At 62.7% G+C, this 13,690-nt stretch carries 14 protein-coding genes and 1 pseudogene; 4 read left to right on the top strand and 11 right to left on the bottom strand.

Annotated elements, in window-relative coordinates:
• Positions 1 to 2: 2 nt before the first annotated feature.
• The gene (locus VQ575_RS16010; RefSeq protein WP_039589316.1) at positions 3 to 1,103 is read right to left on the bottom strand and encodes a DNA alkylation repair protein; all 1,101 of its coding nucleotides are present in this window, start codon (positions 1,101 to 1,103) and stop codon (positions 3 to 5) included.
• Positions 1,104 to 1,278: 175 nt separating this feature from the next.
• Between VQ575_RS16010 and VQ575_RS16005 the strand changes: the two genes are divergently transcribed.
• Positions 1,279 to 1,587 (top strand): RcnB family protein, encoded by a 309-nt coding sequence (locus tag VQ575_RS16005; RefSeq protein ID WP_039589318.1) that lies wholly within the window; start codon positions 1,279 to 1,281, stop codon positions 1,585 to 1,587.
• On the opposite strand, the gene VQ575_RS16000 is transcribed toward VQ575_RS16005, so the two are convergent.
• A complete protein-coding gene (locus tag VQ575_RS16000; RefSeq protein ID WP_039589319.1) occupies positions 1,584 to 1,907 on the bottom strand; it encodes a protealysin inhibitor emfourin in 324 nt (107 codons plus the stop codon). The two genes, VQ575_RS16005 and VQ575_RS16000, sit on opposite strands and share 4 nt — an antisense overlap.
• Positions 1,904 to 2,968, bottom strand: a complete 1,065-nt coding sequence (locus VQ575_RS15995) for a M4 family metallopeptidase (RefSeq protein WP_325917936.1) — start codon at positions 2,966 to 2,968, stop codon at positions 1,904 to 1,906. Before VQ575_RS15995 ends, VQ575_RS16000 begins: the two co-directional genes overlap by 4 nt.
• Before the next feature lie 139 nt (positions 2,969 to 3,107).
• Between VQ575_RS15995 and VQ575_RS15990 the strand changes: the two genes are divergently transcribed.
• Positions 3,108 to 3,449: an FKBP-type peptidyl-prolyl cis-trans isomerase gene (locus VQ575_RS15990; RefSeq protein ID WP_039589322.1), complete on the top strand. Its 342-nt coding sequence runs from the start codon at positions 3,108 to 3,110 to the stop codon at positions 3,447 to 3,449.
• 12 nt (positions 3,450 to 3,461) lie between these two features.
• On the opposite strand, the gene VQ575_RS15985 is transcribed toward VQ575_RS15990, so the two are convergent.
• Entirely contained in the window at positions 3,462 to 4,583 is a 1,122-nt protein-coding gene (locus VQ575_RS15985) for a cytochrome P450 (protein ID WP_325917935.1), read from the bottom strand.
• Positions 4,584 to 4,661: 78 nt separating this feature from the next.
• Between VQ575_RS15985 and VQ575_RS15980 the strand changes: the two genes are divergently transcribed.
• Positions 4,662 to 5,417 carry an ArsR/SmtB family transcription factor gene (locus tag VQ575_RS15980; protein WP_325917933.1) on the top strand — a complete coding sequence of 252 codons (756 nt, stop codon included), beginning with the start codon at positions 4,662 to 4,664 and terminating at the stop codon, positions 5,415 to 5,417.
• A gap of 17 nt (positions 5,418 to 5,434) precedes the next feature.
• Here VQ575_RS15980 and VQ575_RS15975 read toward each other — a convergent pair.
• The 6 genes and pseudogenes from VQ575_RS15975 to VQ575_RS15950 form a co-directional block, all read right to left on the bottom strand.
• Positions 5,435 to 5,524: pseudogene (locus VQ575_RS15975) on the bottom strand (AraC family transcriptional regulator); the annotation flags it as partial.
• A gap of 362 nt (positions 5,525 to 5,886) precedes the next feature.
• Positions 5,887 to 6,906 (bottom strand): branched-chain amino acid aminotransferase, encoded by a 1,020-nt coding sequence (locus VQ575_RS15970; RefSeq protein WP_039589333.1) that lies wholly within the window; start codon positions 6,904 to 6,906, stop codon positions 5,887 to 5,889.
• Positions 6,907 to 7,098: 192 nt separating this feature from the next.
• Positions 7,099 to 8,481, bottom strand: a complete 1,383-nt coding sequence (gene lpdA, locus VQ575_RS15965) for a dihydrolipoyl dehydrogenase (protein WP_325917932.1) — start codon at positions 8,479 to 8,481, stop codon at positions 7,099 to 7,101.
• A gap of 3 nt (positions 8,482 to 8,484) precedes the next feature.
• Positions 8,485 to 9,753 carry a dihydrolipoamide acetyltransferase family protein gene (locus VQ575_RS15960; protein WP_325917931.1) on the bottom strand — a complete coding sequence of 423 codons (1,269 nt, stop codon included), beginning with the start codon at positions 9,751 to 9,753 and terminating at the stop codon, positions 8,485 to 8,487.
• Complete coding sequence (locus tag VQ575_RS15955; protein ID WP_325917929.1) at positions 9,754 to 10,812, bottom strand: alpha-ketoacid dehydrogenase subunit beta; 1,059 nt, start codon at positions 10,810 to 10,812, stop codon at positions 9,754 to 9,756. It lies immediately after the preceding gene.
• A gap of 1 nt (position 10,813) precedes the next feature.
• Complete coding sequence (locus tag VQ575_RS15950) at positions 10,814 to 12,049, bottom strand: 3-methyl-2-oxobutanoate dehydrogenase (2-methylpropanoyl-transferring) subunit alpha (RefSeq protein ID WP_030141238.1); 1,236 nt, start codon at positions 12,047 to 12,049, stop codon at positions 10,814 to 10,816.
• Between the two features lie 194 nt (positions 12,050 to 12,243).
• Between VQ575_RS15950 and bkdR the strand changes: the two genes are divergently transcribed.
• A complete protein-coding gene (gene bkdR, locus VQ575_RS15945; protein ID WP_003202929.1) occupies positions 12,244 to 12,732 on the top strand; it encodes a Bkd operon transcriptional regulator BkdR in 489 nt (162 codons plus the stop codon).
• Between the two features lie 45 nt (positions 12,733 to 12,777).
• On the opposite strand, the gene VQ575_RS15940 is transcribed toward bkdR, so the two are convergent.
• Entirely contained in the window at positions 12,778 to 13,641 is an 864-nt protein-coding gene (locus VQ575_RS15940; protein WP_039589343.1) for an MBL fold metallo-hydrolase, read from the bottom strand.
• Positions 13,642 to 13,690 lie beyond the last annotated feature (49 nt).

The following is a 13,690-nucleotide window of genomic DNA, read 5'->3' as shown; positions in this document are numbered from 1 at the left end:
GCTCAGGGGACGATGTCGAACGCGGTGCTGCCCAGCCGCTCGCCGTTGATCAGCACATGCACCGCATGCCGGCCCTCATAGTGCCGGCGCGTGGTCAGCTCGCGAATGTGCTGGGAGCGGCTGAGATTGGCGCACGCCAGGGCTGGCAGGTCGAAAGTCTTGAGCTTGAATACCTTGGCCGACGTACCGCCGGATGCCTTCACGTAGTCGATGGCGTAATCGATCACCAAACGCTGGTTCTCGGGAAGCGTCGACTGCACCTTGAACGACAGCGTGACTTGCTCGCCCAGGCGAATCACTGCCGGCAGCACTTGCAGGTCCGAGACCTCGACCTGCGCCTTGCCACCTGCTCCGATCACCGCCAGCGCCCGAGGATTGCCTTGCTTGATCAGGCTGCGCAGGGCATGCCGGGCGATCCATGCGGTGTGGCGGTCCTGGAGCGGCCAACTTTCGATGCGGTCGAGGACCCAGCCGGGATGCTGTTTGGTCACATCGTTCAGGTGGTTGGCGACGGATTTTCGCACGTACAGGCTGTCGTCAGCCTTGAGCGTTTCGAGGATCGCGGCGGTGAGTTCCGGGTTGGCCTGGATCGGTTCCAGGTGGAACGACCATGGCAAACGCGGGCGGCTGCCTTCGCTGGCGAGACGGCGCACATGCTCGTTGGCGTCCCGTGCCCAGTCATGCATGACCGCGAGGGTGCGCGCCAGGTCATCGCGCAGGAAATGCCGCACGGCAAACTCCGCAGAACCGAACCGGGTGAAGTACTTGAGCGCGTCCATGGAGGATTCGAAGGCATGTCGACCGTAAGACGCCACGTAGTGCGGCAGGAACATGCTGACGAACATGCTGTTCAGCCGGGGCGCCAGGGCACGCAGGACTTGCAGCGAAGCTTCGTAATCGAGGGGCAGGACCGCATGCAGGCATTCGCTGACTCGCGCCATGCGCTGCATCACCGACAACTGCGCGAGCCCATCGTTGGCCATGTCCAGGAACGCCTTGGCATCGAAGGCTGGGTACACCGCGCGCGTTTCGGTGGCGATATGTTCGAGACGGGCGCTGTTGAAGATTTCCTTGAGGGCAGGGGAAGAGGGGGTGGTGCTCATGGTGGGTCCGTCCGGCAGGTGTTGGGCCAAGGCTCATCACTATGCCATGCCAGGCACAATCCGTGGCGAGGGTGCAAGCTCCCTCGCCACGGATTGTGCCAGTCCTATTGAAAAAGGAATGATTCGCCGCCGCCGAAGTCCCAGATTCAGTACCTTGGACTAATTGGAGTTTTTTATGCGCAAACCAACCCTCATCGCCAGCCTTGTCCTGGTCGCCGGCCTCGGAGCCTTTGGGCCAGTCGCGCAAGCCGTCGAGAAAACCGGAGACGCCCTGGAGCATTCGCCGAGCAATGGCCGCCGGTTGGTGGAAAACGACCGCGTTCCGGCGGACTATCAGCGTGCCGACAGGGCAATGAAGGACTGGAAGCAGAAAAAACTCGAGCAGCCGACCAAAGAACAGCAATGGGTGCACATCGATGATAAATACCTGCTGATCGAAACCGTGTCCGGCGCTATCGTCAAGATCGTTCCGGCAACACGCTAAAGCACTTCGCCTTTATCCCACAAATGAACCAATTCGCCAGGTGCCTGGTCCTCGGGCACCTGCAGCACCATCTCGTCGTCGTGGTCGTTGGACCGGTAGCGCACCTCGATCTGGAAATAACGCTGGTCGCCCCGGCCGGGCGTGGAGGAGGTGAGTGGCAAGCACCCCTCCAGCACCGAGCAGATGCGCGTGCGTTGGTCGAGGTCGCATTGGGCGAACTCGATTTCCCGGGGCCTGGTCAAGGCGTGGATCGCCGCGACGCCGCCCTGGCGCGACAGCTTCACGACTGCTTTGTCGCCTAGGTCTGGAAGGTTTTTCATCCGTTCTCCTCGTTCAGGTCGACGCCCACCTGTGCCCAGCCTTCCTGTACCGCCCTGACTTCGCGCTCGCCGAAGCGCTGGCGGGCATGCTCGACGGTCAGGCGGGCAAAGGCACTGAAGGACGCATCGTTGGCCAGTTTCCGGTCGCACAGCGTGTCATACCAGATTCGCCCGGCTTTTTCCCAGGCGAATCCGCCCAGCGCGGTTGCCACCAGATAAAAGGCCCGGTTGGGAATGCCCGAGTTGATGTGCACGCCGCCGTTGTCTTCGCGAGTGATGACGAACTCGCGCATGTGCGCCGGCTGGGGATCCTTGCCCAGCAGCGGGTCATCGTAGGCCGTGCCGGGGTTGGACATGCTGCGCAGGCCGTCACCGTTGATCTTGTCAGTGAGCAGGTCGGCGCCGATCAGCCAGTCGGCCTGCTCGACGGTCTGGCCCAGTACGAATTGCTTGACCAGCACGCCGAACACATCGGAAATCGACTCGTTCAACGCACCGGACTGGTTGGCGTAGATCAAGCCGGCTTCGCTCTCGGTGACGCCATGGGCCAATTCGTGAGCCACCACGTCGAGGGAGCGGGTGAAGCGCTGGAAGATCTCGCCGTCGCCGTCGCCGAATACCATCTGCGCGCCATTCCAGAAGGCGTTTTCGTAGTCCTTGCCGTAGTGCACGCTGCCGACCAGGGCAAACCCCTTGTTGTCGATGGAGTCACGCTCCAGCACTCGCCAGAAAAAATCATAGGTCGCGCCGAGGGCGTCGTACGCTTCGTCCACCGCCGGGTCGCCAGTGGCCGGTTGGCCCTCCAGGCGCACTGGCTGGCCCGGCAGTTCCATGCCGTTCTGGGCGTCGTGGATGCTGCGCGTTGGTTGGCCGGCCTCGCCGGGCTTGGGGAGCCTGGCCGTAGCGGGTAGGTTGCTGGGCGGGCCTGGGTTGTGGCGAAGGTTCTTGACATGAGTGAGGGTGCCGAGGGCGCTGGAACGTTGCTGTTCGGAGCCATGGGCGATGATGCGATTGAGAATGTAAGGCGGAATGAAGCCGTGGAGCGGGCGAGAGTCGATCATCAGAACATCCTTATCTGAAATGCAGGGTCGATACCCATGTGAACCGAAGTGGTCGTTGCGGTTCCCTTTGCCGCAAAAGGTTGCCTGTCGCGCAAATTTCTGCGAAAACCCCGCGCCTTGATCTCACGGGAATAACACCATGATTGAAGCGCTGCAAATCATCGACCTGGAAGAGGGCGATGGCAAAAGCGTAGTCAAGGGCGCGCTGATTACCACCCAGTATCGCGGCACCCTCGAAGACGGTACGGAGTTTGATTCCTCCTACAGCCGCGGCAAGCCGTTCCAATGCGTGATCGGCACGGGCCGGGTCATCAAGGGCTGGGACATGGGGCTGATGGGCATGAGGGTGGGCGGCAAGCGCAAGCTGCTGGTGCCGGCCCACCTGGCTTATGGTGAACGGTCCATGGGCGCCCACATCAAGCCCAACGCCGACCTCATCTTTGAAATCGAGTTGCTGGAAGTCCTGACGCGGGATGATTGAGGGTGCTTTCGTTTATGGTCGGTCGCTGAACAATGGGATGCGTCCATTGACGGAGGGGCGGTGGTGCCAGGCCAACTGATCCAGGCGCGGCTCGGCTTCCAGGATTGCACTTAAGGTCGCGCGGGCGATCTCCATTGCCAGGGCCTGGCCTGGACATTCGTGGCGGCCGCTGCCGAAACTGAAACTGCGCCGATTCGGGCGATCCAACAGCAGGGTGTCGGGCTGTGGATTGAGTTGTGGGTCGCGGTTGGCCGAGGCCAGCAGCACCAGCACAGCGTCGCCCTGCTTCAGCGCAGCGCCGAGAATCTCGCACGGGGCGGCAATGAAGCGTCGGGTGTTCTGCACCGCAGGGTCGAAACGCTGGACTTCAGCCAGTAACAGGCTGATCTGCGAGGGATCATCCCGAAGGGCGTGGTGCAAGGTGGGATCACGGATCAACGCCAGCAACGCATTACCGATCAGGCCGGCCGTGGCGTCATAGGTTTGCGAAAGGAGGCCGATCAGGTTGGCGATCCGGCTGTCTGGATCCACGTCTTCCAAGCCTTGGCATATCCCGTTCAACAACCGACTGTCCTGCGCGACGATCCGCTCCTGGAAAAGCCTGGTCAGTTGTTCGCTGGCCCGGTGCGCGGCTTCCAGTTGCCTCGCCTGGCTCAGCGGCGACAGGCAGGCGACGAAATCCCCCGTCAGCTCGCTGACCAGATGACTGTCCGTCGGGTTGAAACCCAGCAATTGCGCCACCACGCTGACGGGGCCGATGAACTGCGCCTGGTGTACACCCTCGGCGCCGTTCCTGAGCAAACGCGCCTGGACCAATGCCTCGACCTCGCGGGGATCGATATCCTGCAACCTCGGCGCAATCGCCGCCCTTGGGCAGCGTTGTCGTTCACCCTCGTTCATGCGCATCAATTGCCCGAATACCTTGCCCGCTGGACCCTCGGCAATCGCCTTCGGCACCGGCTCGTTCGCGGGGCGCACATGGCAGTCGGGATGATGCAAGACGGCACACACCGCTTCGGCGCTGCTGGCGATCCACAGGTTCGATCCTGGGTGCAAGCTCAGCCCGCCGCTGGCGCGAAGGGTCGCGTAGTAAGGGTAGGGATCGGTATGTGTCGCGGCGGTGATCGGATCCATGACGGAGGCCTCGTTTGAGTGGAAAGTGCTGCTACTCTCTCCAGTCCACGCATGGCTTGATTCGTCCGGGAGCGAAATATGAGCGCAGAGCAACACGATGTTGGAGTGTCCCAGGTGGCCGCGGCGATTGCCGAACCGGCCCGTACCCGAATGCTCTGCGCCCTGATGGACGGCCACGCCCGCACCAGTACGGAGCTGGCGAGCATCGCCGAGGTCAGCACCTCCACCGCCAGCGCCCACCTGGCGAAGCTCAAGGAGTTGGCCCTGGTGCGCTTGCACGTGCAAGGTCGTCATCGTTACTACAGCCTCGCCGATAAACACGTCGCCGAAGCTCTCGAAGCATTGATGGTGATAGGCCAGAACGCCGCGCCGAGGTTCACGCCGCGCACGCCGGATCGCCTGCAGTTTGCCCGCACCTGCTACGACCACATGGCCGGCACCCTGGCGGTGCGGCTGCACGACCGCTTGCTCGAAGCCGGGTGGTTGCTCGATGGAGAAGGGCAGGGTTATCGGCTGAGTGAATCGGGTGAGGTGCTGTTTGAAAGCTTGGGCATTGATGCGCAGGCATTGACGGCCCAACGACGCCGGTTCGCCTGCCCATGCCTGGACTGGAGCATGCGCCGGCCGCACTTGGGCGGTGCCTTGGGGGCGGCGTTGCTGCAAGTGGCGATCAAGCGCAAATGGGTAATCCAGGACCTGGACAGCCGGGCGCTGGGGTTGACCGTCACTGGGCAGCGGGAGATGGCGGCGCGGTTTGGGATCAGTCCCGAGACGGAGGTTGAGTCCACTGGCGCTTTCGCGGGCAGGCTCGCGCCCGCAATGGACCTGCGCTGAACAAAAAACGAGGGATCTTGCGGCGGAACCAGGTAACGGTGCCAGGCGATCTCGATTTCCATCACGCCGCTGTAGGCGTAGACGAACTCACCCCAGGCATGCCGGTGCGGGAGGACGAGCCGCTGGAGCCGAACTTTATCGTTGGCGCGGCGTTGGTATCGAGCGAAATACTGCTGGTCAGCGGTTACGGCTGGTTTCGCCAGCGTTGGGGGCGATGGCCGGTTTGCCTCGGGAGTAACTGAAAGAAGATGTAAAAAAGCCCACCCCTGCAAGGACAGCGGTGGGCTTTTTACTCAGGTGAGCAACCCTGTGGCGAGAGGATTCAGCGAAACGTAGCACCGCCCCGCTCGAGTGCGAAGCGCTCGCATGGTTTTTGTGGCTCATCCAAGTACATGGGGGTTGCTTCGCAACCCCGCGGGGATAAATCCCCTCGCCACGAAAAAGCCCTCAAGTGCCCAGGGGGCTTTGATCAAACCTTGACGATCCAACCCGCCGGCGCTTCCACGTCGCCGGTCTGTACGCCGGTCAGCTCTTTGTAGAGCTTCTGGGTGATCGGGCCGACTTCGGTTTCGCTGTGGAACACGTGCAGCTTGTCCTTATAGCTGATGCCGCCGATCGGCGTGATCACCGCTGCGGTACCGCAGGCGCCGGCTTCCTTGAAATCCGACAGCTTGTCGATGAACACGTCGCCTTCGATCACTTCCAGGCCCAGGCGCGATTTCGCCAGTTCGATCAGCGACAGGCGGGTGATGCCCGGCAGGACCGATGGGGAGTTGGGGGTGATGAATTTGTTGTCGTGGGTAATGCCGAAGAAGTTGGCCGAGCCGACTTCCTCGATTTTCGAATGGGTCAGCGGATCCAGGTAGATGCAGTCGGCGAAACTGGCCTTCTTGGCCTGGGAGCCGGGCATCAGGCTGGCGGCGTAGTTGCCACCGACCTTGGCGGCGCCGGTGCCTTGCGGGGCGGCGCGGTCGAAGCTGGAGATCAGGAAGTTGTGCGGGGTCAGGCCGCCCTTGAAGTAGGCGCCGACCGGAATGCAGAAAATCGAGAAGATGAACTCCGGTGCGGTGCGCACGCCGATGTTGTCACCCACGCCGATCACGAACGGACGCAGGTACAGCGCGCCGCCAGTGCCATACGGGGGGATGAAGCGCTCGTTGGCGCGGACCACTTGCTTGCAGGCCTCGATGAACTGCTCGGTGTCGACGTGCGGCATCAGCAGGCGGGCGCAGCTGCGTTGCATGCGGGCGGCGTTCTGGTCCGGGCGGAACAGGTTGATCGAACCGTCCTTGCAGCGATAGGCCTTCAGGCCTTCGAAGCATTGCTGACCGTAGTGCAGGGCGGTGGAGCCCTCGCTGATGTGCAGCACGTTGTCGTCGGTCAGGGTGCCCGCGTCCCAGGCGCCATCGCGCCAGTGCGACAGGTAGCGCTTGTCGGTCTTGATGTAGTCAAAGCCCAGTTTGTCCCAATTGATGCTCTCGTTACCCATGACACCCTCTATTTCCTGACAACCGTCGAAACGGTTCAAGGCTTCTGACGTTTTGAATGGGGACAACAATACTTCATTCCGGGGGTGTTTCGCAGCCTGTTACATGAATCCTGCAGCTGAAAACAGCCCTGCGGTCGTTGTGAGGGATTGTGGAAGCAAGGCTTGCTCCCACAAGTTATTCACCCACGGCTATTACAAGTGCAACGCATGCCCCAACGCCCGCAAGGCTGCTTCCTGCACCGCCTCGCCCAGCGTAGGGTGGGCGTGGATGGTGCCGGCGATGTCTTCCAGGCGCGCGCCCATTTCAAGGGATTGGCCGAACGCTGTGGACAGCTCCGACACCCCCACGCCAACCGCTTGCCAACCAACGATCAAGTGATTGTCCCGGCGCGCCACGACCCGGACGAAACCGCTTTTCGATTCCAGCGTCATGGCCCGGCCGTTGGCGGCGAACGGGAAGCTCGAAACGATGCAGTCCAGTCCGGCAGCGTTGGCCTCGTCCGGCGTCTTGCCGACCACGACCACTTCCGGATCGGTGAAGCACACCGCCGCGATGGCGGTCGGGTTGAACTCGCGATGTAGGCCAGCGATCAGCTCGGCGACCATCTCGCCCTGGGCCATGGCCCGGTGGGCGAGCATCGGTTCGCCGCTCAGGTCGCCGATGGCCCAGACGTTGCGCATGCTGGTCTGGCAGCGATTGTCGATCTTCACTGCCGAGCCGTTCATCGCCAGGTCCAGCGCTTCGAGGTTCCAGCCCTGGGTGTTGGGTTTGCGACCGACGGCCACCAGCACCCGGTCAGTCTCCAGGCTCAGGGTGTCGCCATTGGGATCACGCACCTTCAAGGTATTGGCCTGGGCATCGAAACCTTCGACGCTGTGCTTGAGGTACAGCTTCACGCCCAATTGCTTGAGCGCTTCGTGCACCGGCTGCGTCAGCTCACCGTCGTAGGCCGGCAGGATCCGCTCCTGGGCTTCCACCACACTGACCTCGGCGCCAAGCTTGCGATACGCAATGCCCAGCTCCAGGCCAATGTAGCCACCGCCGACCACCACCAGATGCTTGGGCACCGAAGACGGGGCGAGGGCTTCGGTGGAAGAAATGATCGGTCCACCCACCGGCAGCATCGGCAGGTCGACGCTTTTCGAGCCGGTAGCCAACAGCAGGTGTTCACACTGGATGCGGGTGTCGCCAACCTCGACCGTCTTGCCATCGACCACCTTGGCCCAGCCGTGAATGACCTGGACCTTGTGCTTCTTGAGCAACGCGGCGACGCCAGTGGTCAGGCGATCGACGATGCCATCCTTCCACTCCACGCTTTTGCCGATGTCCAGGGTGGGCGCCGCAACGGTGATGCCCAAGGCCGAGCCCTGGCTGTGGTGGCGGGTCTGGTGGAACTGCTCGGCCACATGGATCAACGCCTTGGACGGGATGCAGCCAACGTTCAGGCACGTACCGCCCAGCGCCTGGCCTTCCACCAGGATGGTCGAGATGCCCAGTTGCCCGGCACGGATCGCCGCCACATAGCCGCCAGGGCCGCCGCCGATGATCAGCAGGGTGGTATTCAAAGTCTGCATCACTTACTCCACAAACAAGGTGGCGGGTTGTTCGAGCAAACCGCGCAAGGCCTGGATGAATTGCGCCGCATCCATGCCGTCGACCACCCGGTGATCGAAGGAACTGGAGAGGTTCATCATCTTGCGGATCACGATCTGGCCCTTGATGACCACGGGCCGCTCGACGATCTTGTTCACACCGACGATCGCCACTTCTGGCAGGTTCAGCACCGGTGTGCTGACGATGCCGCCCAACGCGCCAAGGCTGGTCAGAGTGATGGTCGAACCGGACAGCTCATCGCGACTGGCCTTGCCATTGCGTGCGGCCGTGGCCAGGCGCGAGATTTCCGCCGCGCTGTCCCACAGGCCGCGAGCCTCGGCGTGACGCACCACCGGCACCATCAGGCCGACATCGCTCTGGGTGGCAACACCCACATGCACCGCGCCGGAGCGGTGGATGACTTGGGCTTCGTCGTCATAGCGGGCGTTCATCTGCGGGAAGTCGCGCAGGGCCACGACCAGGGCGCGGACCAGGAACGGCAGCAAGGTCAGCTTGCCGCGATTGGCGCCGTGTTTTTCATTCAGGTGAACCCGCAGCTCTTCCAGGGCGGTGACGTCGATTTCCTCGACGTAGCTGAAATGGGCGGCGCGTTGGGTGGCTTCCTGCATGCGCTGGGCGATCTTGCGGCGCATGCCGATCACCGGGATCTGCTGCTCGTCGTGGCGTTCGGCATAACCCGAACCGCCCTTGGCCTGGGGTGACGACCCCTGGGCCAGGTAGGCTTCCAAGTCCTCATGCAGGATTCGCCCGGCAGGGCCGCTGCCCTGGACCAGGCGCAGTTGGATACCCAGGTCCAGCGCATGTTTGCGCACGGCCGGCGAGGCCAATGGGCGCTCTTCAGGCGCGCGGGCCACAGGCGCTTGCGGGGCGCAGCGTGGCGCGGCGGTTTTTTCCCCCACCGGTTCAGGCGTGGCCACTGGCGCAGGCTTTGGCGCCTGTACAGCCGCCGCAACGGGAGCCGGTTGGGCCGATTCCTTCAAGTTGCCCGCGCCTTCGACTTCGATGCGGATCAGTTCGCTGCCCACCGCCATGACTTCACCCGGCTCGCCACCCAGGGCGATGACCCGGCCATGCACTGGTGAAGGAATATCCACCATCGCCTTGTCAGTCATGACATCGGCCAGCACTTGGTCCTCGACGACCATGTCGCCGACCTTGACGTGCCACACCGACAATTCTACTTCCGCGATGCCTTCGCCGATGTCCGGCATCTTGATAACGTGCGTGCCCATTCAGACCTCCATGACCCGTTTCAACGCCGCGCCCACACGGGACGGCCCAGGGAAATACGCCCATTCCTGCGCGTGCGGGTAGGGAGTATCCCAGCCGGTGACACGCTCGATGGGCGCTTCCAGGTGGTGGAAGCAATGTTCTTGTACCAACGACACCAGCTCGGCGCCGAAACCGCAGGTGCGGGTGGCTTCGTGGACGACCACGCAGCGGCCGGTCTTCTTCACGGATTTGACGATGGTCTCAAGGTCCAGCGGCCAGAGGCTGCGCAGGTCGATGACTTCGGCATCGATGCCGGTTTCTTCGGCTGCCACTTGGGAAACGTAGACCGTGGTGCCGTAGGTGAGCACCGTCACGTCCTTGCCCGGACGGGTGATGGCGGCGACGTCCAGCGGCACGGTGTAGTAACCGTCCGGCACCTGCGCCGAGGGGTGTTTCGACCACGGCGTTACCGGACGATCGTGGTGGCCGTCGAACGGGCCGTTATACAGGCGCTTGGGTTCGAGGAAGATCACCGGGTCATCGTTTTCGATGGAAGCGATCAGCAAGCCCTTGGCGTCGTAGGGGTTGGATGGCATGACGGTGCGCAGGCCGCAGACCTGGGTGAACATCGCCTCGATGCTCTGGCTGTGGGTCTGGCCGCCATAGATGCCGCCGCCGCAAGGCATGCGCAGGGTCATCGGCGCGGTGAACTCGCCGGCCGAGCGATAGCGCAGGCGCGCGGCTTCGGAAATGATCTGGTCCGACGCCGGGTAGACGTAGTCGGCGAACTGGATCTCGGCCACCGGCCGCAACCCGTAGGCGCCCATGCCCACCGCCACGCCGACGATGCCGCTTTCGGAAATCGGTGCGTCGAACACCCGCGAGGTGCCGTACTTGTTCTGCAGGCCCTCGGTGCAGCGGAACACGCCGCCGAAGTAACCGACGTCCTGGCCGAACACCACGACGTCGTCGTCGCGCTCGAGCATCACGTCCATGGCCGAGCGCAGGGCCTGGATCATGGTCATGGTGGTAGTGGTCATGGCGGTGTCCAACGCAATATTGTTGTTGTGATCGTTCATGTCAGATCCCCAACTGCTGACGCTGGCGCTTCAAGTGCTCCGGCATCTCTTTGTAGACGTCTTCGAACATGGTCGCGGCGCTTGGAATCTGCCCACCGGCGAGGGTGCCGTACTGCTCGGCTTCCTTCTGCGCGGCGATCACCTCGGCTTCGAGTTCGGCGGTGACGGCGGCATGTTCCTCTTCGGACCACTGGCCGATCTTCACCATGTGCTGCTTGAGGCGGGCAATCGGATCGCCCAGCGGGAAGTGGCTCCAGTCGTCGGCGGGGCGGTACTTCGAAGGATCGTCCGAGGTGGAGTGCGGGCCGGCGCGGTAGGTGACCCATTCGATCAGCGCCGGGCCAAGGTTGCGGCGGGCGCGTTCGGCGGCCCAGCGCGAGGCGGCGTAGACGGCCATGAAATCGTTGCCATCCACCCGCAGGGAGGCGATGCCGCAACCGACGCCGCGTCCGGCGAAGGTGGTGGCTTCACCGCCGGCGATGGCTTGGAAGGTGGAGATCGCCCACTGGTTGTTGACCACGTTGAGGATCACCGGCGCCCGGTAGACGTGGGCGAAGGTGAGGGCGGTGTGGAAGTCCGATTCGGCAGTGGCGCCGTCACCGATCCAGGCCGAGGCGATCTTGGTGTCGCCCTTGATCGCCGAGGCCATGCCCCAGCCCACGCCCTGGATGAACTGGGTGGCGAGGTTGCCGGAAATAGTGAAGAACCCGGCGTCCTTGACCGAGTACATGATCGGCAATTGCCGGCCCTTGAGCGGATCGCGCTCGTTGGACAGCAGTTGGCAGATCAAGTCCACCAGCGGCACTTCCCGGGCCATCAGGATGCTTTGCTGGCGGTAGGTGGGGAAGCACATGTCGTCGATATTCAGGGCCAAGGCCTGGGCGCTGCCGATGGCTTCTTCGCCAAGGCTTTGCATGTAGAACGACATTTTTTTCTGACGCTGGGCGACGACCATGCGGTTGTCGTAGATGCGCGTCTTGAGCATGGCACGCATGCCCTTGCGCAGGATCTCGACGGGAATGTCCGCGGCCCAGTCGCCCAAGGCGTTGCCCTGGTCATCGAGTACGCGGATCAGGCTGCGGGCCAGGTCGGCGGTGTCGGCGGGTTCGACGTCGATGGGAGGTTTGCGCACCGTGCCGGCATCGGACAGATGCAGGTAGGAAAAGTCGGTCTTGCAGCCGGGACGGCCCGAAGGTTCGGGAACGTGCAGGCGTAGCGGTTCGTACGCTGGGTTCATGGCTTTCTACGCTCGATCTTGTGAATTTCTTGTAGTGGGCGCGCTAGCTGACGAATTTCCCTGGGTAGGTGGGAAATTGTCCTACAACAATCATAGGCTCGACGAAGAAGAATATTTTTCTCTGTTGGCTTGCTGTTCAGATCATTTGCAGATAAAAAATCTGCACAACGATAAAAAACAGGATTATTTGTCTCATGCGTAAATTGGATCGCACCGACATCGGCATTCTGAACAGCCTTCAGGAAAACGCCCGCATCACCAACGCCGATCTCGCCCGTTCCGTCAACCTGTCGCCGACGCCATGCTTCAATCGCGTCCGGGCGATGGAGGAGCTAGGGGTCATCCGTGAGCAGGTCACGCTGCTGGACGCCGACCTGCTGGGTTTGCACGTCAACGTGTTTATCCATGTCAGCCTGGAGAAGCAGGTGGAAGAGGCGCTGCAGCATTTCGAAGAGGCGATCTCCGACCGGCCGGAGGTGATGGAGTGCTACCTGATGGCGGGCGATCCGGATTACCTGATCCGCGTGCTGGTGCCGACGATCCAGTCGCTGGAGCGGTTCATGATGGACTTTTTGACCAAGGTCCCGGGCGTGGCGAACATCCGCTCCAGCTTCGCCCTCAAGCAGGTGCGCTACAAGACCGCGCTGCCGTTGCCGGCCAATGGGTTGACGTTGGGCACTTGAGCATTAGAGGGCTTTGGGACCGCTTCGCGCTGCAGTCCCGAATGCCTAGAGCTGGTTGATCGGAATCTTCAGGTAGGTCACACCATTACCCTCGGCCGGCGGCAGGTGTCCGGCGCGCACATTCACCTGGATCGCCGGCAACAATAGCGTCGGCATCCCCAGGGTCTTGTCGCGCTGGGTGCGCATGGCCACGAACGACGTCTCGTCGATGCCATCGCGCACATGGATGTTGTACTGGCGCTGCTCACCCACCGTACTCATGCACTGAGGCTCGCGTCCCTGCGGCGGGTAGTCGTGGCACACGAATAACCGTACGCCAGCAGGGAAGGCCAGCAGCTTGCGGATCGAGGTGTAGAGCTGGTGGGCATCGCCGCCCGGGAAGTCGCAGCGAGCGGTGCCCACGTCGGGCATGAACAGCGTATCGCCCACCAGGATCATATCGCCGTCGATCAGGTAGGCCATGTCCGCCGGGGTGTGGCCGGGCACATGCAGTGCAGTGGCCTTGAGATTGCCGATGAGGAAGGACTCGTCCGGTGCGAACTGATGATCGAATTGCGAACCGTCGACGGCGAATTGAGGCTCCAGGTTGAACAGGGCCTTGAACACGTTCTGCACCTGGCCGATGGACTCGCCGATGGCGATCTTGCCGCCCAATTCCCGGCGCAGATAAGGCGCGGCGGACAGGTGGTCGGCGTGGGCGTGGGTTTCCAGCAGCCATTGCACCGTCAATCGATGTTCGCGCACAAAAGCGATCACCCGATCAGCCTGCGCGGTACCGCTGCGGCCCGAGGCCGGGTCGTAGTCGAGCACCGGGTCGACCACTGCGCACTGCCCGCCATCCTGTTCGTAAACGACATAGGTGTAGGTCTTCGAAGCAGCATCAAGGAAGCTTTGGATCTGCGCGGGCATGACAGCGGACCTGTGCGGGAAGAAGCGGTTGCAATTCTGGAGATTCACA

The organism is Pseudomonas frederiksbergensis (assembly GCF_035751725.1).
Taxonomy (GTDB): domain Bacteria; phylum Pseudomonadota; class Gammaproteobacteria; order Pseudomonadales; family Pseudomonadaceae; genus Aquipseudomonas; species Aquipseudomonas frederiksbergensis_A.
This window is presented reverse-complemented; position numbering and strand designations above follow the sequence as displayed.